This window comes from Stenotrophomonas sp. CASM101 (assembly GCF_049384845.1).
Lineage (GTDB): Bacteria > Pseudomonadota > Gammaproteobacteria > Xanthomonadales > Xanthomonadaceae > Stenotrophomonas > Stenotrophomonas hibiscicola.
Genome location: NZ_JBMRFR010000005.1, coordinates 20,137 through 41,442, shown reverse-complemented (window position 1 = coordinate 41,442; position 21,306 = coordinate 20,137). Strand labels below are relative to the sequence as shown.

The window sequence follows — 21,306 nt, the reverse complement described above, 5'->3', positions numbered from 1 at the left end:
CGCCCCGACCATCAGCCGTTGGATGAGAGCGCAGGGGCGGGCGATGGCGATGGCAAGGAACACAACCGGTGCACGCCGCTGGTGGCGGCCGCTGGCCGCGGTGTTCGGTGCGCTGGTACTGGGGAGCGCGGCGGTGTCCGCGCAGGACGCCCCTGCGCATTGGATGGCCTACGCCGCTGCGGTCGGTGGCCAGCTGCAGCAGCGCCTGCAGCAGGAGCAGGACCCGCAGGCGCAGCGCGTGCTGGAATGGCTGCAGGCACATCCGGACGCACCGACGCCGCTGCCGGTGAGCGTGTGGATCGCTGCGGATGGCCGCATCTCGAAGCTGGAATTCGACAGCCTGGGCGATGCCCAGGTCGACGCCGACCTGCGCGCGACGCTGCAGGCTGCGCCGTTGCAGGCGGCCCCACCGGCCGACATGCGCCAACCGCTGCGATTGGGTCTGGTGCTTGACCGGTAGATCCACGCCATGCGTGGATGGGCCTACCGGTGACCCTTCAGCCACGCATGGCGTGGCTCTACTGTGGATGGCCAGCGCACAGCCCGGCCATCCGCATCAACGAACCGGCGCCACCTGCGGTTCGCGTGCGGCGGCACTCCATGCGCGCAGGCCGAACACGGCCAGGCCGAGGAAGAACACGTACAGCGCGGCGGTCACGTGCAGCGACTTGAACAGGTACGCGCCCACGTAGACCACGTCCACCGCGATCCACACCCACCAGCAGGCCACGTGGCGGCGCGCCTGCCACCACTGCCCGACCAGGCTCAGGCCGGTCAGCAGCGCGTCCAACCACGGCAGGGCGGCATCAGTGAAGCTGTGCATGGCTGCACCCAGCGCCACGCCACCACACAGGCCGATGGCCAGGTCACGCAAGAGCTTGCCGCGCGCCAGCGGCACGATGCGGATGCTGCCCTCATCGGCGGCATGCTGCCGCCAGTTGAGCCAGCCGTAGACCAGGAAGCCACCGAAGGCGACCTGCAGCAGGGTATCCGAGTACAGCTTGGCCTCGGCGAATACCAGCCCGTACAGCGTCACCGACAGCAGGCCCACCGGCCACGCCACCAGCCGGCGCCGGGCCATCAGCCAGACGCCAAGGATGCTGCACAGTGCGGCGGTCCACTCGAGCATCACGCCGCTCACAGCGCGAACGTCACCGACAGGCGGGCCTGTCGCGGTGCGCCGGGGAACAGGTAGTAGTCACCGCCGCTGCTGCCGGTATCGCGCCAGTAGAAGCGGTTGAACACGTTGTCCACCGACAGGTTCCAGGTCACCGCACGCTCGTGCAGGCGATGCTGGAAGCGCAGACCAGCGTCGAACACCGAGTAGTCCGGTGCGCGCACGCCGCCGTCGGCACGTGCGACGTTGGCACCGGCATAACGCCAGCCGCCAGTGACATCCAGGCCCTGCACGAACGGCAGCGCATAGGCCACATGCACGCTGGCCCGCACCTTCGGCACATTCACCAGCTGATGGCCTTCATAAGCCGGCGTGCCGGTGTCGCGCGCACGCGCCTGCAGCACGCTGGCACTGGCCACGATCTGCAATGCGTCGGTCAGCTGGCCGTTGGCGGTCAGCTCCAGGCCGGTGTGGGTCTGGGTGCCTTCCTCGACGAAGGTGTAGCCCACGTCGCTGTTGTCCGGCCTGGCGTACTGGTACGGCTGCGAAATGCGGAACACGGACGCACCCAGGGTCAACGCCTCGACCGGCACGTACTTCACGCCCACTTCCAGCTGGCGCGACTGCACCGACGGCAGGAAGGTGTCGGCATTGCTGGTCCAGAACGGCGCTTCCTGGCCAAGCGAAATGCCGCGCACGTAACTGGCATAGGCGTTGAGCTGGCCGGTGGCCTTCCACACCAGCGCGGTCTGCGGCAGGAAGCGTGACAGGCGGCTGTGGCGCTGCGGGGTGCCGCGCTTGTCGTAGGCGCGCTCATCGAGGCGCACGAAGCGGCCACCGGCCAGCCACTGCCAGTCGTCACCGAAGCTGATCCGGTCCAGCGCGAAGAAGGCGGTCTGGCGGCTGTCCAGGCGACGTGCGGATGGGCCGGGCATCTTCGGCGACGGCTCGAACACCGGCACCGGTGCCTCGTGGATGTTGGTGGTGCCGACGTACTCGTTGACGCTGGGGCGCTTGTCCACGGTGCGGCGGAAGTAGTCGGCACCGAGGGTCAGCTCATGGCCGACGCTGCCGGTCTCGAAACGGCCGCGCAGCTCGGCACGGGCCTGCTGGTTGCGGCGGGTGTCGTCCGGGCTGCGGTAGTCGTAGACGTCGTAGTCGCCATTGGGTGCGAAGTAGTTGCCCGGCACGCTGCCGTCGGCGCACTGCGTGGCGTAGTAGCAACCGTAGGCGAAGGCGACGTTGTCATCGATCACCGACCGGCTGTGGCCGACCGAGACGCGCGACTGCCAGGCCTCGTTGAAGTCGTAGGTGTGCAGGGCGGTGATGTTGGTGCTGGCGATATCCACCGGACGCTGCCACGGCTGGTAGCCGAGCAGGTGCTCGCGGTCGACGCCGCGCGGCAGGTCGCGTGCGCCCAGCAGCTGGTAACCGGACACCGAACGCTGCGAGCTGGTCTGGTAGTTGGCATCCACTTCCAGCTTGCCGCGTTCGCCGATCAGCCAGTCGGCCGCCAGCGAGTAGAAATTGCGGCGGCCATCGGCGTGCTCGACATAGGAATTGCTGGAATCCCACGCGGCATTCAGGCGCAGGCCGAAGCGCGGGGTGATCCAGTGGCCGACATCGACGGCGACGTAGCGCGAGCCTTCCGAATCGGTGCCGAGCGTGGCGGTGCGCACTTCGGCCGGGCGCTTGCCGATGTAGTTGATGATGCCACCCGGTGCCATCACGCCTGCGGCCAGGCCGGCTTCACCCTTGAGGATCTCCACCGACTGCACGTTCTCCAGCGCCAGGCGCTGTTCGCCGGCGATGGACAGGCCGTTGAAGCGGTAGCCGGTGGCGGCGTCCAGCGCGAAGCCACGGATGGCGATGTTCTGGTAGTAACCCACCGGCGCATACGCATCACCGAGCGAGGCATCGTTGCTGGCCAGCTCGGACAGCGAACGCACCTGGCGACGGTCGAGGTAATCGCGCTCAAGCACGTTCACCGAGGCCGGCGTGTCCTTCCAGCTGCCGCCACCGAAGGCGTTCACGCGCGAGGTATCGGCTTTCGGTTTGCCGGCCTGCACGCGCACCGCTGCCAGTTCGGTCGGCGAATGCTCGGCGCCGGTGGCAGCCGCATCGGGGGACGCTTCGGCCTCGCTGGCGTGCAGCGGCAGCGCGGCGCAGAGGGCGAGGGAGAGCAGGGTGGGGTGCAGGCAGCGGTTCATTCGATTCGTCTTCGGACAACAAGGGAGACGAAGCGACGGCGCGCAGGTGCACCGGCCCATGACGGGGGTGTGGCTGCGGCTCAAAGCTCCCTACGCCGGTGCAAACCGGATCAGGTTCCAAGGGACTCTCTCAGCCTGGCAGATCCAGGCACCCCCGCTTCAGGTGACCATTTCACTACAAATGGTACGGATTTGCGAGCCGGCGCCCTTCAGGCTGCCGCGTGCAGGGCCTGCAGCAATGCCTGTCCCGGCGCGCTGTGGAACCACGCCGGGTGCCCCAGCATGAAGGGCTGCCACGCCACGTCGGCATTCGCGGTCGAGCCTGTGACACCTTCGAAGTACTCCACTTCGGACAGTGCGAAGTCGAAATGGACCATCGGCAGCAGGTCGGCCAGCAGGTGCACGCGTGCCGCCGACAGCGGCAGTACCTGGCGGTAGCCGTCGAGCAGCGCCAGCGCGATATCGATGCGCACCGCCTCCATGCCGCGCTCCAGCTCCAGCCACGCCACCGCGTTGCGCTCGATCGCGGTGGCGAGGTCGAACAGTGCGCTGGTGGGCGAGGCCAGGCCGAAATCCAGCACGGTGCTGATCTGCCCATCGCGCCACAGCAGGTTGGACACATGCCAGTCGTTGTGGGCCCACAGCCGCGGCTCGTCGCGCAGGCGATTGGCCAAGCCGGCATGCCACGGCAACACGTCACGCTGCAGCTGCGCTTCCCACGGAATGCGCGCGAGATAGCGGGCCAGCCCGGGGCGCTCGTGCAGCCCTGCCTTGATGGCCGCGATCGGATCGTCGGCGCGGATCAGATCGTCGCGCGCGACCAGCACATGGGTGCTGCGCTGGGGCGCGTGGTAGCTGGCTGCGGCATGGTGCAGCTGTGCAAGTGCGCGTCCGGCTTCACGGGCCTGCGCGATATCGGTCAGCAGCGACCACGACACCGCGTCGCGATACAGGTCCTCACCGACGCCAACCGCATGCAGCTCGAAGGTCCATTCGCCATGCTCGACGGCAGTGTGGCCATCGGTGGCCGGCAGCACCTGTACTACCGGCACGCCGGCGGCGGCGAGATGGGCGATGAAGTGGTGTTCTTCTTCCAGGCAGGCCGCACTGCGCACGCTGTGGTGGTGGCGCTTGATGAACAGCGCGCCGTCCACGCCGTCGACGATGGCGGCGGCCGACAGCGGTCGGGGGCTATGCCAGCGCGGTTGGCTGTGCTCGCCCAGCTGCCGGTAACGCTGGCGCAGCCACGCGATGTCCGCCGCGCTGATCGGTGGCCAGTCGGCAGCGACCTCGTCGTTGTTGAGGCCCTGCACGCGGTGGGAAGAAGGATTCATGCCGCAGCCCCGGTGGGGAAAGTCACATCCAAGGCTGCGCATTCAACGCCATGCACGCGGCCAACGCAAACGGGCGGGTCATCGACCCGCCCGTCCGTGCATCAGCTGCGGTGATGCCGCCGCGCTGCCTACCAGCCGCGATGGCGGCCACGGTCGTGGTAGTAGCGGTTGTCGTAGTAGCGCTCGCGCTGCCAGCGACGATCATCACCGCGGTCGTAGTAGCCGCTGCGGTAGTAGCCACGGTCGTAACGACGATCGTAGCGGTCGTCGTAACGGCGATTGTCGTAGTAACGACGGTCGCGGCGGTCGGAGGTGGTCAGGTTGCCGATCGCGCCGCCGGCCACGGCGCCGCCCACGGTGGCGGCAGGATCACCGTTGGAGAGCAGGTTGCCGGCCACGCCACCGACCACGGCGCCGACCAGGGTGCGCTTGTCCTTCCTCGACATCGCGCTGGCATCGCTGACCACGGCGACACCGGCCACCAGTGCCAGAGCCATCGCCAGACCACGGAAGCTGAGTGTGGAAGTACTGAGCATGTTCGTTCTCCTGTGAGGTGCATGCCACGCTGGGCAGGGAGGGCGCGGGCGCCCCGGCTGCCGTGGAGACCACGCTGACGTTCCAACATTGCCGGAACATTGCCTGGTCCACCGTGCGGCTTGCGCATTCATCTAGCGGCAGGCGCCATGAAGCAAGGCTGAAAGCGGCCCCGGCCGCTCAGCTGGCAGAAAGGGAAAGGGCCACGCGGACGTGGCCCTCCCTTCTCTCCCAAGGCGTTGCGGGGCCTCAGACCCCCATGGCCTTCTGTGCCTGCCGGGCCTGCTCCTGCTGCGTCTCCTGCTGCTGGTGCAGCACGTTCGGCGCGCCCTGCACGGCACCGCTGCTGAGCGCGATGCTCTGCTCGCTGGCGGCTCGGGTCTCCACCGCCACGCGGCTGGCGGCCGGGTCGCCAATCGCGCCCTGCACGGCGAACAGGCGCTCACCGTTCGGGCTCGGCACCACCGTGTCGATGCGTTGCAGGCCGGCGGCATGCGCCTCCTTGGTCAGGGCCGCGGCGGCGCTTTCCAGCGCGTGGCGATCCTTGAAGGTACCTGCCGGCAGCCGCTCCAGGCCTTCGGTGGCCTGCAGGTACATCGGATTGCGTGGGTGCCGCTCGTCGTTCAGCAAGGGCCGTTCGCGTGCTTCCTTGATCGCTTCCAGCGTCTTCGGACCGACGATGCCGTCGACGACCAGGCCGTTGTCCTTCTGCAGCTGGCGCACTGCCGCGTCGGTGTTGCGGCCGAAGCGGCCATCCTCGACCAGTGGCTTGCCGTCGGCGCCGACGTAGCCCAGGTGGCCCAGCTGCTCCTGCACCTTGCGCACGCCCTCGCTGTGCGCGCCCTGCTTGTACAGTTCGGCGTGCGGCGTGGCGGCCGCCTTGTGCTCGGCGTTGGCCTTGCCCTGGGTCTGCTCGTGCGATTGGGTGCGGTTTTCCAGCAGGTCACGGGCCTTGGACAATGGATCGGACGCGAACAGCTTCCAGTGCGGGTGGTCCTTCACCTGCCTGAGGTAGTCCTCCACCGGCATGGTGTGCACGCCCTTGCTGCCGGTGGACTGGCTGATCAGCAGCCTGTCGGTGTTCGGGTCGCGCACCACCATGACGATGTGGTCGATGCCGTTCCAGTGTTCATGGCGGGTCCTGGCCGTATCCAGGCCGATGATCATGCCTTCCTTCAGCGCACCGGGCTTGAGGATCGCGTCGCGGTCAAGCAGCACGCCGGACTGGTCGAATGCCTTGCGCACGATGCCGCCGGAACCCAGGTTGCCCAGGTCGATGCGATCGGCCTTGCTGAACACCGCATGCCCGGCCTTCTGGTTGATCTCGTCCATGGTCCGGTTCTGCAGCGTGCCGACCCAGCCGGAGCAATCGATGTAACCCTGGTCCACGTTCTTGCCGGTCTTGCCCGGTACGTACAGCGCGTGGCCCGGAATGTTGATGGCGTACTTCACATCGTCGTACTTCACGCCGGCCTCGTAGGCGGCCTGCAGTTCGATGCCCGGTTTCGGCGCGACAGCGGCTGTTGCGGTTGCCGCCAGCGTGGCAGCACCGGCCGCCACGGCTGCGCTGGCCTGTGCAGGCGCGGCCGGGGCCTGGCCCTGCGCCACCGCCTGCGGTTCGATGTTCTTTTCCGGGATGCTGATCGCTGCGTACTTGTGGATGTAGTAGCTGGAGAAGGCCCGTGCCAAGTCGCCATCGTTCATGCCGCGCATTTCGGCCAGGCTGTGGCCGGTCAGCGCCTTCGCGTCCGACCCGATCTGGTTCAGCACGTTGCGGCGCATGTTGATCTCGTCGCCGTGGCTGTTGCGGACCACGCCGAAGGTGCCGGTGGCAATGGCGGTCTGCACCGAGCCATAGCCGGCACTGCCCTGCTGGTGGGCCAGGTACAGGTCCAGCCCGGTCGGCGTACTGCCGCCGGACAGGTACGGGTGGCCGGTGCGCTCGTTGCGGCGTGCCATCGAGTCCAGGTTGTCCTGGTACATCTGCGCGGCCGCTTCGGTGTTGCGGGTGGGGTCGAACTCGTGGCCGGTCAGGTGGTACTGGCGTGCGGACCCGGGCACGAACTGGAACAGGCCCTTGGCGCCGGATGACGCGTTGTGGGCGCGCTCGTTGAACGTGCCACCGGTCTCGATGTACGCGAAGCGCATGAAGTCGTCGACCGGAATGCTCTTCTGCCTGGCGACCTGCTCGACGATGTCCAGGACTTCCTTTCTGCTGTAGTCATGCTGTGCCATGACGTTTTTCCTCGGGGTTGATGGAGCGGCGCATGCCGCGAATCGCCAACCGGACTCATCCGTGAGTCAAGAACATGTCGGTCAACAGGGAACCCGCGCGTGGCGGGTGCTTTCAGCGCGCGAGGTACTGCTGGGTCGCGCTGTCGAAGGTGTAGTGCACGGTGTCGCCGGCACCCAGGGTGCGGGTCCTGCCGGGGCCTTCGAGGGTGGTGCCCTTGAAGGTCACGGTCAGTCGCGGCAGGCCGTTGCCATCGGCAGCGAAGGCAAGTTCGCCGTCGCTGCCGGTGCAGGGCATCACGTTGCCTTCGTCGCAGGCGGCGCTGTTGTCTTCGCCTGTGCGCACCGTACCGACATAGCGCCAGACCTTGCTGTCCACGTCGTCTTCGCTGCGCCTGGGGTTGAACAGCAGCAGTGCATAGCCGGTGCTGCTGATGCCGCGGTCGAAGCTGCTGGTCGGCACCGCCAGCAGCAGGCGGCCGTCGGCGGTGCGATGTTCAAGCGGCTTGCGCCGGGTATCGACGTCGTCGGCCTTGTCGTACGCGCCCAGTGCGCCGATGGTCCATTCCTGGCCACGGAACTTCCACGGCTTCTTCGCGTCGGTGCCGGCCAGCACGAAGGTGGCCTCGGCGAGGTTGGCGCGGTCGTCCGGACCGGCCTGCGTCTGCTCGCCAGGCTTGCCGTAGTGCTCGCGGGTATCCCAGGAGAAACCCGTGTAGTACGTAGTGCCATCGAGAGTGAAGGTGTGGCCGAACCAGAAGGTCGCCACGCTGCCGTTCTGGACCTCATAGGAGGTCGCGCCATCGCCATCCACTTGATAGGTGAAATACATCACGGTCGGCGCGTCGGGCGGGGTAACGGCGGTGTCGGGAGAGGTGTTCTGCATCGTGGCAACATCCTGTCGGGGCGCATTGGCAGCCTGCGCAGGGGCGCCGGGCTGGGAGGACGAGGGGACCGGATCGGCGGCGCTGCAGGCGGCAGCGGAAAGAGAGACGAGCAGGCACGCCGCGAATGCGCGCAGAGGCCGCAACGGCAGGGTCCAGCGTAGCTTGGGGGGATGTTGCATGCGCCTCTCCATGGTCAGCGTTGCCGGGCCAGACGGCCGGCAGGGAACCGCGCCACGTCCACCAGGGACGGGAGCGAGGACATGAGCCGGTCGATTCCTTCGACCTCGCATTGGGAACTCATGCCCCACCATCTTGGCACAGATCGGCGGCCCGTCAAAGAGGGCAGTGCCAGATGCCCTTCTTGTGCGATCTGGCTCTCAGATCTTGCCGTCGCGCAGGTAATCGAACAGCTCGGCGTCGCCCTTCAGGCCCAGTTTGAGCATGGCATCACCTTTCTGCCGGCTGATGGTGCTGACGCTCTTGTGCAGCTGAAGCGAGATTTCCTTCACGGTCATGCCGGTGCCGAGCAGCCGCAGCACCTCCACCTCGCGTGGCGACAGCGGCTTGCCGTCACCCTCGCGCATGCGCCAGCTGCCGGCAGCCTCGACCCGCTCGCGCAGGCTGCGGCTGATGTAGGGCTGGCCGCGGTAGACCGACTGGATGGCCTGCGGCAGCTCGTCCATTGACGAACTCTTGTCGACCAGGCCGAGCACGCCGCTGTCGAGCACCATGCGCAGGATCGCCAGATTGCTGGAGACGCTGAGCATCAGCACCGGCAGGTCTGGATGACGGCGGCGGATCATGCCGATCATGGCGAAGCCGTCGGCCTGCGGGCTGCCCGGCATGGAGTAGTCGGTCACCAGCAGGTCGCAGGGCTGGCTGCCGAGCAGGGCCATCAGCGCCTGCGCGCTGTCGGCTTCGCCGACCACGCGGCCCACCCCGCTCGATTCGATGACGGCGCGTGTACCGATACGGACCACCGGGTGGTCGTCTGCGATGATGATGCGCAAGCTCATGCTCTAGTATGGCCACCGGGCTGGCTGGGCCGCGACCATCGCGGTCCCTGGCAGGATTCTAGGAGATCGACGCCGATGCGTAGCTGGGCTGTTCGCGGGCTGGTCCTGCTGCTGGTCGTACTGGCGCTGCCGGCAGCGTTGGCGCAGGCGGTGCCCGGGCCGTTGCCGCTCAGCCCCCTGCAGCGCGAGTACCTGGCCGCCCATCCGAGCATCGTCGTGGGTCAGTATGACAGTGGCTGGCCACCGTTCGAGTCCCTCCGTGATGGCCAACAGGTTGGCCTGGGTCCGGATTATCTGTCGCTTCTTGCCCATCAGTTGGGCGTGAAGGTGGAGGCAAGGCGCTACTCCGACTGGACATCCGTGCTGGATGCGGCATGTCGTGGCGAGATTGATGTGGTGATGAACGTCGGGCTCAGTGCCGACCGCACCCGCTGCATGGTCTACACCGCCGCCTATGGCGAGGCCCCGCTGGCCCTGGTGGGGCGCCCGGATGACCTGCGTGCCTCCGACAATCCCGATCTGGACGGACTGCGGGTGGTGATCGAGCAGGACTTCCTGACCGGGCCCCAGGTGCGCGCCCGCTTTCCGCATGCGCGCCAGCTTGTCGCAAACAACTCGTTGGCGGCCTTGGAGATGGTCAGAGACGACAAGGCCGACGTTTACATCGGCAATGCCTATGTGGCCACCGAACTGATCGCCCGCGAGGACCTGCAGGGCGTCGTGCTGCTGCGCCCCAGCGATCTCCCGCCGGAGCGACTGCACTTCGGCATTCCCAACGGCAAGCAGCCACTGGCCGAAGCGCTGGACCTGGCGCTGGCCGCGACCAGCCAGGCCCAGCGCGATGCGCTGGCGCAGCGCTGGCTGCCACCTCCGCGGTGGTCGGCATCGGCACAGCTGGCGCTGAGCCAGGCCGAGAAGCGGGTACTGGAGCAACCGTTGAGGATCGGCTTCGCGCCGAACGCGGCGCCACTGTCGTTCGCCGACCAGGATGGCAACCCCAGCGGCCTGGCCAGCGAATACCTGCGCCGCCTGCTGCAGGCCGGCGCCAACCTGCAGGTGGAAAACAGCCATGACTGGTACGAAGTGCGCGAGAAGGCGCGCCGCGGCGAGCTGCAGGCGGTAATGGGCATTCCGGCCGATTCGCGCTACCTGGGCCCGGACTGGGTGTTCAGCCAGCCCTTCATCAGCGTGCCGAACGTGATCGTCAGCCGGCGCGACAGCCCGGCGCTGCTGGGCCTGTCAGACCTGCAGGGCAAGCGGGTGCTGCTGTCCGATCCGGAGCGCGTGCGTGGTTATGTGCTGCAGCAGGCACCGCAGGCCCGGATCATCGCAGCGCGCAGCGCGGAACAGGCCCTGCAGCGCCTGATCAATGGCGACGCCGACGCCTATATAGGCAATCTGGCCGTGGTGGACCACCTGCTGCGCAACCGCTTCCCGGGGCGCCTGCAGGTGGCCGCACCGGCCGGCTTCAACGATCAGCTGGTGCTGGCTGTCGAGCGTCGCCATGCCGCCCTGGCCACCACCTTCGACCGCCTGCTGCTGCAGATGACCCCACGCAAGCGCGAAGCCCTGCGCGGCGACTGGCTGGCCGTCGAATACCGCAACGGCCTCGAGTGGACCCGCGTGGCGCGCTGGGGCGTGCCGCTGCTGCTGGTGCTGCTTACCGCGCTGCTGGTGCACGCCATCGGGCATTGGCGGCTGCGCCGTGAGGTAGCCGGGCGTCGCCATCTGGAACAGCGCCTGGCCGAAGTCACCGACAACCTGCCCGCCGTGGTCTATCAGGCACGCCGTGCGGCTGACGGAACCCTCAGTTTCCCGTTCATTGCCGGTGACCTGCAGGCGTTGTTCGGGATCAGCCGGCAGCAGGCCGAACAGGATGCAACCTGCCTGCTGGAGCGCATCGAGGAAGATGACCGCGAGCATATCCTGCATGCGGTCGAGCAGGCGGCGCGGCAGTTCGCGCCGCTCATTCTCGAGTTCCGGCTGCGTCCTGAAGGCACCGGCGCGCGCTGGGTGCGCAGCCAGGCCCATCCCTATGCTGCGGAAGCGGGCGCGGTGATCTGGAGTGGTTACTGGGTGGACGTCAGCGAGGCGCGTGCGCAGGCCGAGGCCCTGACTGCGGCCAAGGCAGAGGCCGAACAGGCCGCGGAGGCGAAGTCGCGTTTCCTGGCAACCATGAGCCATGAGATCCGCACGCCGATGAGCGGCGTGCTGGGCATGCTTGAGGTGCTGGCCCATTCGCCGCTGGATGCCGAGCAGCAGCGCATTCTCAACGTGATCGAGGATTCCGCGCAGATGCTGCGGCAGATCCTCGACGATATTCTCGATTACTCGCGGCTGGAGGCCGGCGCACTGCGCCTGGAACCGGTGCCGCAGCCGCTGCGGCCCTTGCTGGAGAGCGTGTGCCGGTTGCTGTCGGCGCAGGCCAGTGCACGTGGGCTGGACCTGCACGTGCAGATCGACCCACAGCTGGCAGCGGCGCACGAAGTGGATGGCGTGCGCCTGCGCCAGATCGTGTTCAACCTGCTCAGCAACGCCATCAAGTTCACCGTGCGCGGCGAAGTGCGGTTGCAGCTGGAAGTGCTGGGGCCGACCGCCGAAGACGGCAGCCAGCCGCTGTGCCTGAGCGTCACCGACACCGGCATCGGAATCGCGCCGGAACAGTTGCAGCACCTGTTTGCGCCGTTCACCCAGGCCGGTGCATACATCCAGCGTGACCATGGTGGTACCGGCCTTGGCCTGAGCATCTGCCAGCGCCTGGTGCAGATGATGGACGGCGAACTGGAGCTGCACAGCACGCTGGGCGAGGGTACCCGCGCCGAGGTGCGGCTGTCGCTGGTGGAAGCCGGCCGTGGCGATGTTGAAGCGCTTGCCGCCGAGGAGGAACAGGCGGCGCTGCTGCCGCCGGCGTTGCGCGAGGCACGCGTGCTGGTGATCGAAGATCATCCGACCAACCAGGCGATGATGGCCTGGCGCCTGCAGCAGCTGGGTGTGCCGCATGTGCTGGTCGGCGATGGCCAGCAGGGGCTGGACCGGTTGGCGTCGGAGCCGTTCGATCTGGTCATCACCGATTGCCGGATGCCGGTGCTGGATGGCTTCGCCTTCACCCGCCTGCTGCGCGAACGCGAGGGTCGCAACGGCCAGCCGCGGCTGACCGTACTGGCGCTCACCGCCAGCGTACTGGACGACGATGCACGGCGCTGCCGCGAGGCCGGCATGGACGAAGTACTGTCCAAGCCGCTGTCGCTGGCAACCCTGCGCGCCGCGCTGCTGCGCTGGTTGCCGCAGGCGCAGGGACTATCGGTTGTGGAGCCGCAGGCCGGACCCGCTGCCGACGATGGCGGGACGCTGCCTGATCTGGCCAGCCTGCAGCGGCGGTTCGGCTCACGCGTGGTGGCCGAGCAGCTGCGCGACAGCCTGTTGCAGGCCAGCGAGGGCGATCTGGCGACCGTGCAATGCGCCGTGCAGGCCGGCGACCGCGAAACCGCGGCGCTGCACCTGCATCGCCTGGCCGGCGGCCTGGGTGCGGTTGGGGCGACGGTGCTGGCCGGGCAGGCCAACGCACTGGTCGAGCGCCTGCAGGATGCGGGCGAAACCGATCCGGCACCGTTGTTCGCAGCCGTAACGGCGTTCGTGGCCCGGCTGCAGCATCAGCTGCAGCGCCTCGCTCACTGAGCCGACTGCTGTTGCAGGTAGGCGATCACCAGCGCGCGGCGTTCGGCGCTGGGAAAGGCGTTGTACATGCGGGTGCCGGGCACCACGTGGGTGGGCGACTGCAGGAAGGCATCCAGGGTCTGCGCGCTCCAGGTGATGTCGGCGCGGCGCATGCCCTCGGAATAGCCGTAGTCGGGCAAGCTGCCGGCGCGGCGGCCGATCACGCCATGCAGGTTCGGCCCGAAGCGGTGGATGCCGCCGGGCTGCACGGTGTGGCAACCGGCGCACAGTTCGAACGCGCGCTGCATGGCCTGCTGCCGGGCCTGTTCGGGCGTGGCGGGCGCAGCAGGCGGGCGCTGGCAGGCCGTGGCGAGCAGGGACACGGCAATGGCAATGAGCAGGCGGTCGGCGCGCATGGGCGGCAGGATAGCGGTGCGGTCGAGCCGCCGGGCTGCGACACGCGGTCGCAGCCCGGGGCGATCACATGCCCGAGTAGTTCGGGCCGCCGCCGCCCTGCGGGGTCACCCACACGATGTTCTGGGTGGGGTCCTTGATGTCGCAGGTCTTGCAGTGCACGCAGTTCTGCGCGTTGATCTGCAGGCGCGCGCTGTCGGCTTCGCCGACGAACTCGTATACGCCGGCCGGGCAGTAGCGCGCTTCCGGACCGGCGTACTCGGCCAGGTTCACCTTCACCGGAATGCTCGGGTCCTTCAGCGTGAGGTGGCTGGGCTGGTTCTCGTCGTGGTTGGTGCTGCTCAGGAACACCGAGCTGAGGCGGTCGAAGGTCAGCACGCCATCCGGCTTCGGGTAGGCAATGCGGTTGTGCTTGGCCGCCGGCTCCAGGCAGGCATGATCCGGCTGGGTGCGATGCAGGGTCCACGGCGGGTTGCGCACGCCCAGTTTGGGCAGCAGCCACTGCTCCACGCCGGTCATCAGCGTGGCCACGGTCTGGCCCTTCTTGAACCACTGCTTGAAGTTCTTGGCCTGCTGCAGTTCGGTGAACAGCCAGCTGGCTTCGAACGCCTTCGGGTAGGCGCTCAGTTCATCGTGCTGGCGATCAGCAGCCAGCGCGTCGAACGCGGCGTCGGCGCACAGCATGCCGGTCTTGATTGCGGCGTGGCTGCCCTTGATGCGGCTGGCGTTGAGGTAACCGGCCTCGCAGCCGACCAGCGCGCCCCCGGGGAACACCGTCTTCGGCAGCGACAGCAGGCCACCGGCGGTGATCGCACGGGCGCCGTAAGCGATGCGGGTGCCGCCCTCCAGGTGCTTGCGGATGGAGGGATGGGTCTTGAAACGCTGGAACTCCTCGAACGGGCTCAGCCATGGGTTCCTGTAGTCCAGGCCGACCACGTAGCCGATGGCGACCTTGCCGCCGTCGGCGTGGTACAGAAACGCGCCGCCGTAGGTGTCGCTGTCCAGCGGCCAGCCGGCCGCATGCACCACCAGCCCCGGCTCATGCCTGGCCGGGTCGATCTGCCACAGTTCCTTGATGCCGATGCCGTAGGCCTGCGGGTCCTTGCCTTCGTCCAGTTTGTAGCGGGCGATCAGCTGGCGGCCGAGGTGGCCGCGCGCGCCTTCGGCGAAGACCGTGTACCTGGCGTGCAGCGCCATGCCGCGCTCGAAGGCCGGGCCGATGCTGCCGTCCTTCTCGATGCCCATGTCGCCGGTGGCCACGCCGATCACTTCACCGTTGTCGCCGAACAGCACTTCGGCGGCGGCAAAGCCCGGGAAGATCGCCACTTCCAGCGCCTCGGCCTGCTGCGCCAGCCAGCGGGTCACTTCGCCCAGGCTGATGATGTAGTTGCCTTCGTTGTGGAAGCACTCCGGCAGCAGCGCGTTGGGCGTGCTGCGTGCGCCGGTCTCGCTGAGGAACAGGAATTCGTCGCGGGTGACCTTCTGCTTCAGCGGTGCGCCGCGTTCGGCCCAGTCCGGGAACAGTTCGGTCAGTGCGCGCGGGTCCATCACCGCACCGGAGAGCACGTGCGCGCCCGGTTCGGAGCCCTTTTCCAGCACGCACACCGACAGCTCGCGGCCGGCTTCGATCGCGCGCTGGCGCAGGCGGATCGCGGTGGCCAGGCCGGCAGGACCGGCGCCGACGATCACCACGTCGAACTCCATTACTTCACGCGGGGGCAGGGCGTTGGCTTCAGCGCTCATCGATTGCATGACTCGTGGGTAGGGCCGGCATCGGGGCCACCGGCGGTGCCTGGGAATCGCGCGTGCGGCCACGGGCGAAACGGTTGTTTGAATGTGTCAGGGTACCGGGACGCGCGTGATCGAGCTAGATAGACGCCGTTCACCGCACGATTGCTGCAGCGCAGCGTAGTGCCTCAGCCCTGGTGGTGGGCCAACCCTGGTCGGCACGCGCTGCCCGGATGACCGACAATGGCCGGGTCCTGACTGCGTGTGAGTGCCATGGCTTTGCATCCGTACGATCTGTTCGATGTCCGTTCCCTGCTCAATGAGGAAGAGCGTGCGGTGCAGGAGAGTGTCGCCCGCTTCACCGACGAGCGCGTGCTGCCGATCATCGGCGATGCCTTCGACCAGGCCCGTTTTCCGTCTGAACTGGTGCCGGAGATCGCGTCACTGGGCCTGCTCGGCGCAACGCTGCCGACCGAGTACGGCGGCGGTGGCTTCGGCGCGGTCAGCTATGGCCTGATCTGCCAGGAGCTGGAGCGCGGCGATTCCGGCCTGCGCAGTTTCGTCTCGGTGCAGAGCTCGCTGTGCATGTACCCGATCTACGCCTATGGCAGCGAGGAACAGCGCCAGCAGTGGCTGCCGGCGATGGCGCGCGGCGAGCTGATCGGCTGCTTCGGCCTGACCGAGGCGCATGGGGGTTCCGATCCTGCCAGCATGAAGACCCGCGCCGTGCGCGACGGCAGCGACTGGCGCATCAGCGGCAGCAAGATGTGGATCACCAGCGGCCCGGTGGCCGACCTGGCCATCGTCTGGGCGCAGACCGAGGACGGCATCCAGGGCTTCGTGCTGGAGAAGGGCATGGCCGGCTTCAGCACCCAGGAAATCAAGCACAAGATGAGCCTGCGTGCCTCGCTCACTGGCGCGCTGTACTTCGATGACGTGCGCGTGCCCGACAGCCACCGCCTGCCCAACGTGAAGGGCCTGAAGGGACCGCTGGGCTGCCTGACCCAGGCCCGTTATGGCATCAGCTGGGGCCCGATCGGCGCGGCCATCGCCTGCCTGGATGAAGCGCTGGGCTACGCCAAGGAGCGCGTGCTGTTCGGCCGCCCGTTGGCGGCCACGCAGAGCGCGCAGATCAAGCTGGCCGAGATGGCCCGCCGCATCACCACCGCACAGCTGCTGGCGCTGCAGCTGGGCCGCCTGAAGGAAGCCGGCCAGCTGCAGCCGCAGCAGGTCAGCCTGGCCAAGTGGAACAACTGCCGCATGGCCATCGACATCGCCCGCGAGTGTCGCGATCTGCTGGGTGGGGCCGGCATCACCACCGAACACGTGGCGATCCGTCACGCGTTGAACCTGGAATCGGTGATCACCTATGAAGGCACCGAGACCGTGCACCAGCTGGTGATCGGCCGCGAACTGACCGGCATCAACGCGTTCTGAGTACACCGGTAGTGCCGGCCGCTGGCCGGCATTGTCCAGTAGCGTATTCGCAGGCGAGCGATCGGTGTGCCGAACCGCGCACCGGACCGCGATGGGTTCAAGGACAGCCTGTACCGCGCGGCTGTCGGGTCCGCCTTGAAGCGAGCCGAGCACCGCAGGTCCGGCGGGGGCGAAGAGGCGCGGGTGTCTGAGCGCAGCGAGTTCCGCGCCGTCCCCCGGCGGGCCGAGGAGCGTAGGGTACCGGTGCGCAGCACCGGCTCGCGGATGGCGGCGCGTTTCTTTTGGTTACTTTTCTTTCCGCGCGGAAAGAAAAGTAACGCCCATGAACGCATGCGCCCGCCACAGCAACAATCAGGCAGAAGAGAGGCGCGTGGCGCTACGCGCCGCCGGCAAACCCATGCTGCCGCCACGCCTCGTACATCACCACCGCAACGGTGTTGGAAAGATTGAGGCTGCGGTTGCCCGGCCGCATCGGCAGGCGCAGGCGGCGGCCGTCGGGCAGGGCATCGAGCACGTCCTGCGGCAGGCCACGGCTTTCCGGCCCGAACAGGAAGGCATCGCCCTCTTCAAAGGCCACGCTGTCGTAGCGCACGCTGGCGCGGGTACTGAGTGCGAACAACCGATTCGGTGCGATCCGCGCCAGCGCGGTGTCCAGGTCGGGGTGCACCTGCAGGCGTGAATACTCGTGGTAGTCCAGCCCGGCGCGCTTGAGCTGCTTGTCTTCCAGTGCGAAGCCAAGCGGCTCGACCAGGTGCAGCTGCGCGCCGGTGTTGGCACAGAGCCGGATCACATTGCCGGTGTTGGGCGGGATTTCCGGTTGGAACAGGATCACGTGGAACTGGGGCGCGGCATTCATCGGCGCAGTGTACCTGCGACGGCGGCCGCCTTTACGGCGCACGCCCTGCGCCAGGCAGGGCGGCACCGGTTACGGACGCAGCAGGACCTGGGCGGTTTCGGTGGCCAGGGCCTGCAGGTCGGCGGCGCTCGGACGCACCTGCAGGGCCGGCAGGTTGACGATGACCGAGTTGGCGACGTTGGTGGCGGCGGCAGCCAGGGTCGCGGCGTAGCGCTGGGCTTCCAGCTCGGCGGCCAGGGCGACGCGCTGTTCCAGGCTCGGGCGCACTTCCACCGAGGCCAGGGTGGTGATCGGCATCGCGGCCGCAACCGGGGCGGCGACGTAGCCGTTGCGCTCGGCCAGCTGGTCGGCGCTCGGGCGCACTTCCACGGTGGCCAGGGTCGGGATGCCGCTGGCCTGTTCCCAGGCCTGCTGGGCCAGCTGGTCGGCGGCAGGGCGGACCTGCACGGTGGACAGCGTCTTGATGGATTCGGAGGCCTGCACCGACGAAACAACCGCGGTGCCGGCAATCAGGGCGATGGCGATGGCAATGGTCTTGGCGTTCATGACGGGGCCTGTTTAGTGTTGGTGATCAGTGGTGTGGTAGTAAGGTAGTACACCAATCCTGGGCTTGCAAGGAAAATTTCCGATTTCCTGCATTTGTTCAGTCTTCAGTCAGCTTTCGTCTGAAGCCCTTCCTTGCGCAGGAACTACCAAGCAATCCGCGTGCCAACTTTTAGTTGTTGATTTAGAAGGGGTTTTTTCGGGTAGAGAAGTGTCCGGTGGGCGGACACCTGTCCATTCCTCGGGCCGCGGACACTGTCCGGACGTTGCCTGCGGGCGCTTGTGACCGCCCCTCCCGGGCCGCAAAGCAGGGGTGGAGGGGCAAGGAGGCAAACACCCCCAGTGACTGCTGGCCGATTCCGGCCGCTGTGCGCGCAGGCTAGGATCGGGGTTCACCTTCGTGACCAAGGATCCGGATATGTCTCTCGCCCTTCGCCCGCGCGCTGCACTGCTGGCTGTCGCCCTCAGCACCGCCCTGGGCACGCTTGTGCCTTCCCATGCGCTGGCGGCCAAGCCGGCCGCACCGGCCAAGGTCGATATCCCGTACGAGCAGTTCACCCTGCCCAACGGCCTGCGCGTGATCGTGCACACCGATCGCAAGGCGCCGATCGTCGCGGTCAACGTCTGGTACCACGTGGGCAGCAAGGACGAGCCGGCCGGCCGTACCGGCTTCGCGCACCTGTTCGAACACCTGATGTTCCAGGGCAGCGAAAACCACGACGGCGAATTCTTCGAGCCGTTCAAGCAGGTGGGTGCCACCAACCAGAACGGCACCACCAACACCGACCGCACCAATTACTTCGAGAACGTGCCGACCACCGCGCTGGACATGGCACTGTGGATGGAATCGGACCGCATGGGCCATCTGGTCGGTGCGATCGACCAGGCGGCGCTGGACGAGCAGCGTGGCGTGGTGCAGAACGAGAAGCGCCAAGGCGAGAACCAGCCCTACGGCCAGGCCTGGGACCAGCTCAACAAGGCGCTGTATCCGGTGGGCCACCCGTACCACCACGGCGTGATCGGTTCGATGAACGATCTGAACGCGGCGTCGCTGGACGACGTGAAGACCTGGTTCCGCACCTGGTACGGCCCGAACAACGCGGTGCTGGTGCTGGCCGGCGACATCGACCTGGCCACCGCCAAGGAAAAGGTCTCCAGGTACTTCGGCAGCATCCCGGCCGGCCCGACCATGGCGCAGCCGGCGGTGAACGTGGCCAAGCGCAGCGCCGATACGCGCGAGACGATGACCGACAAGGTGCCGCAGGCGCGTATCTACCGCGCCTGGAACGTGCCGCAGGTCGGCACCAGCGAGGTCGATCAGCTGCAGCTGTTCGCGCAGGTGCTGGGCGGTGCCAAGTCCTCGCGCCTGAGCCAGCGCCTGCAGCACCAGGACAAGCTGGTGGACAGCATTGCTGCCGGACTCTCCACGTCACAGCTGGGCTCCAACTTCGTGATCATGGCCACGGTCAAGCAGGGCCAGGACCCGGCCAAGGTCGAGAAGATCATCGACGAGGAACTGGACCGGCTGATCAAGCAGGGCCCGACCGCCGGGGAACTGGAGCGCGCCAAGACCGGCGCCCGCGCCGGCTTCATCCGCGGCATCGAGCGCATCGGTGGCTTCGGCGGCAAGGCCGACGCCCTTGCAGAATGTGCGGTGTTCACCGGCGACCCGGGCTGCTTCCGCACCTCGCTGGCCAACATCGAGAAGGCCAGTGCCGCCGATCTGAGCCGGCTCGGCGCGCAGTGGCTGGACAAGGGCAGCCACACCCTGGTGATCGCACCGGGTGAGCGCGTGGCGCTGAAGGAAGATCCGAGCCAGGCGCCGAAGCCGTTCACCGTGCCAGCGGTGGACCCGAAGTACAGCACGCTGCCGGAGCAGGTCGACCGCAAGGCCGGCGTGCCGCAGACCCGCGAGTTCCCGCAGTTGAAGTTCCCGGCGCTGCAGCGCGCGACACTGAAGAACGGTACCCAGGTGATCCTGGCCGAGCGCCATGAGATTCCGGTGGTGCAGTTCAGCTACCAGTTCCCGGGCGGCTTCAGTGCCGACCAGGGCCGCAAACCGGGCACCGCCAACTTCACCATGAGCCTGATGACCGAGGGTGCCGGCAAGCTCGGCTCGCTGGCCTTCGCCGATGCGGCGGATGCGCTGGGCGCCAGCCTGGATGCCTCGGCCGGCCTGGACTCGATGAGCGTGGACCTGTCGGCGTTGAAGGAAAACCTGGTGCCGTCGCTGGCGCTGTACCGCGACCTGCTGCGCGAACCGCGCTTCGAGCAGGGCGAGATCGACCGGGTCAAGGCGAGCTGGATCGCGGGCATCCAGCAGGAGAAGGTCAACCCGGGTGCGGTGGCGATGCGCGTGCTGCCCCCGCTGCTGTACGGCAAGGGCCACCCGTATGCCATTCCGTTCACCGGCAGCGGCGACGAGGCGGCGATCAACGGCCTGACCCGCGAGGACCTGGTCGACTTCCATCACGACTGGCTGCGCCCGCAGAACGGCACCCTGATCGTGGTCGGCGACACCACCCTGGCCGAGATCGTGCCGCTGCTGGACAAGCAGCTGGGCGACTGGAAGGCTGCCGGCGATGCCCCGCAGGTGAAGGCGGCCACCGACGTGGCGCTGCCGAAGGGCCCGCGCGTGTTCCTGATCGACCAGCCGGGCGCGGTGCAGGCCAACCTGTTCGCCGGCCAGGTGGTGGCACCTTCCAGCGCCACCAGCTCGACCCGCTTCGACATCGCCAACGGTGTGATCGGCGGCGACTTCACCTCGCGCCTGAACATGAACCTGCGTGAAGACAAGCACTGGTCGTACGGTGCGCGCAGCAGCGCGGTCAATTCGGTGGGCCAGCGCCCGTGGATGGCCAGCGCGCCGGTGCAGATCGACAAGACCGGCCCGGCACTGGCGGAAATGCGCAAGGAAATCGCCGCGTTCGCCGATGGCAGCAAGCCGGCCACCGCTGCCGAGGTCAACCGCATCCGCAATATCCAGACCCTGAGCCTGCCCGGTGCCTACGAGACCGCCAGCGCGGTAGCCTCGACCATCGGCTCGATCGTGCAGTTCAAGCGCCCGGACGACTACGTGCTGCGTCGCAAGGCTGAGATCGAGGCGATGACCCCGGCGCAGGTGCAGCAGGCCGCCGCCGAGATCAAGCCGCAGGCGCTGACCTGGGTGGTGGTGGGTGATCTCAAGCAGACCGAAGCGGCCGTGCGTGCGCTGAACCTGGGCGAGGTGACCGTAATCGATGCCGAAGGCAACCCGGTCAAGAAATAAGGGATGTGCCTGCCCGCCACGGCGGGCAGGTCTCCCGTGGTAGCGCCGGGCCATGCCCGGCGGCTTTCCGGCGGCC

Annotated in this window: 15 protein-coding genes and 1 riboswitch; of the genes, 4 read left to right on the top strand and 11 right to left on the bottom strand. The window is 67.8% G+C overall.

All coding sequences use genetic code 11. The features are described 5' to 3' along the window. The first annotated feature begins 43 nt into the window (after positions 1 to 43). Positions 44 to 460 carry a hypothetical protein gene (locus VG543_RS09830; protein WP_423178880.1) on the top strand — a complete coding sequence of 139 codons (417 nt, stop codon included), beginning with the start codon at positions 44 to 46 and terminating at the stop codon, positions 458 to 460. A 96-nt stretch (positions 461 to 556) separates the two neighbouring features. On the opposite strand, the gene pnuC is transcribed toward VG543_RS09830, so the two are convergent. From pnuC to VG543_RS09795, 7 genes are all read right to left on the bottom strand, one after another. Continuing rightward, positions 557 to 1,129, bottom strand: coding sequence for a nicotinamide riboside transporter PnuC (pnuC, locus tag VG543_RS09825; protein WP_312543138.1), 573 nt, complete (start codon positions 1,127 to 1,129; stop codon positions 557 to 559). Positions 1,130 to 1,137: 8 nt separating this feature from the next. Then, positions 1,138 to 3,327, bottom strand: coding sequence for a TonB-dependent receptor (locus VG543_RS09820; protein WP_423178879.1), 2,190 nt, complete (start codon positions 3,325 to 3,327; stop codon positions 1,138 to 1,140). A 70-nt stretch (positions 3,328 to 3,397) separates the two neighbouring features. Then, positions 3,398 to 3,493: riboswitch (TPP riboswitch) on the bottom strand. Positions 3,494 to 3,536: 43 nt separating this feature from the next. Beyond that, on the bottom strand, positions 3,537 to 4,661 hold the full coding sequence (locus tag VG543_RS09815; protein ID WP_423178877.1) for a phosphotransferase enzyme family protein: 1,125 nt from the start codon (positions 4,659 to 4,661) through the stop codon (positions 3,537 to 3,539). A 128-nt stretch (positions 4,662 to 4,789) separates the two neighbouring features. Then, a complete protein-coding gene (locus VG543_RS09810; RefSeq protein WP_014645533.1) occupies positions 4,790 to 5,197 on the bottom strand; it encodes a glycine zipper 2TM domain-containing protein in 408 nt (135 codons plus the stop codon). A gap of 247 nt (positions 5,198 to 5,444) precedes the next feature. Continuing rightward, complete coding sequence (locus VG543_RS09805; RefSeq protein ID WP_423178876.1) at positions 5,445 to 7,430, bottom strand: XVIPCD domain-containing protein; 1,986 nt, start codon at positions 7,428 to 7,430, stop codon at positions 5,445 to 5,447. A gap of 112 nt (positions 7,431 to 7,542) precedes the next feature. Further along, entirely contained in the window at positions 7,543 to 8,313 is a 771-nt protein-coding gene (locus tag VG543_RS09800) for a hypothetical protein (RefSeq protein WP_155028791.1), read from the bottom strand. A gap of 378 nt (positions 8,314 to 8,691) precedes the next feature. Beyond that, the gene (locus tag VG543_RS09795) at positions 8,692 to 9,330 is read right to left on the bottom strand and encodes a response regulator transcription factor (protein WP_019661903.1); all 639 of its coding nucleotides are present in this window, start codon (positions 9,328 to 9,330) and stop codon (positions 8,692 to 8,694) included. A gap of 75 nt (positions 9,331 to 9,405) precedes the next feature. On the opposite strand from VG543_RS09795, the gene VG543_RS09790 reads away from it, so the two are divergent. After that, positions 9,406 to 13,005, top strand: a complete 3,600-nt coding sequence (locus VG543_RS09790; protein ID WP_423178875.1) for an ATP-binding protein — start codon at positions 9,406 to 9,408, stop codon at positions 13,003 to 13,005. On the opposite strand, the gene VG543_RS09785 is transcribed toward VG543_RS09790, so the two are convergent. Together VG543_RS09785 and VG543_RS09780 are read right to left on the bottom strand one after the other, a co-directional pair. Beyond that, complete coding sequence (locus tag VG543_RS09785) at positions 12,999 to 13,400, bottom strand: c-type cytochrome (RefSeq protein ID WP_021202094.1); 402 nt, start codon at positions 13,398 to 13,400, stop codon at positions 12,999 to 13,001. The genes VG543_RS09790 and VG543_RS09785 overlap by 7 nt on opposite strands. A gap of 64 nt (positions 13,401 to 13,464) precedes the next feature. Continuing rightward, complete coding sequence (locus VG543_RS09780; RefSeq protein ID WP_423178874.1) at positions 13,465 to 15,141, bottom strand: electron transfer flavoprotein-ubiquinone oxidoreductase; 1,677 nt, start codon at positions 15,139 to 15,141, stop codon at positions 13,465 to 13,467. A gap of 258 nt (positions 15,142 to 15,399) precedes the next feature. Here VG543_RS09780 and VG543_RS09775 point away from each other — a divergent pair, with 258 nt between their 5' ends. Then, positions 15,400 to 16,563, top strand: coding sequence for an acyl-CoA dehydrogenase family protein (locus VG543_RS09775; protein WP_423178873.1), 1,164 nt, complete (start codon positions 15,400 to 15,402; stop codon positions 16,561 to 16,563). A gap of 376 nt (positions 16,564 to 16,939) precedes the next feature. Here VG543_RS09775 and VG543_RS09770 read toward each other — a convergent pair whose 3' ends face one another. Together VG543_RS09770 and VG543_RS09765 are read right to left on the bottom strand one after the other, a co-directional pair. Then, positions 16,940 to 17,419, bottom strand: coding sequence for a tRNA (cytidine(34)-2'-O)-methyltransferase (locus VG543_RS09770; protein ID WP_021202091.1), 480 nt, complete (start codon positions 17,417 to 17,419; stop codon positions 16,940 to 16,942). Positions 17,420 to 17,488: 69 nt separating this feature from the next. Beyond that, entirely contained in the window at positions 17,489 to 17,965 is a 477-nt protein-coding gene (locus VG543_RS09765) for a hypothetical protein (protein WP_014035556.1), read from the bottom strand. 415 nt (positions 17,966 to 18,380) lie between these two features. Between VG543_RS09765 and VG543_RS09760 the strand changes: the two genes are divergently transcribed. Beyond that, positions 18,381 to 21,230, top strand: a complete 2,850-nt coding sequence (locus VG543_RS09760; RefSeq protein WP_423178872.1) for a M16 family metallopeptidase — start codon at positions 18,381 to 18,383, stop codon at positions 21,228 to 21,230. Positions 21,231 to 21,306 lie beyond the last annotated feature (76 nt).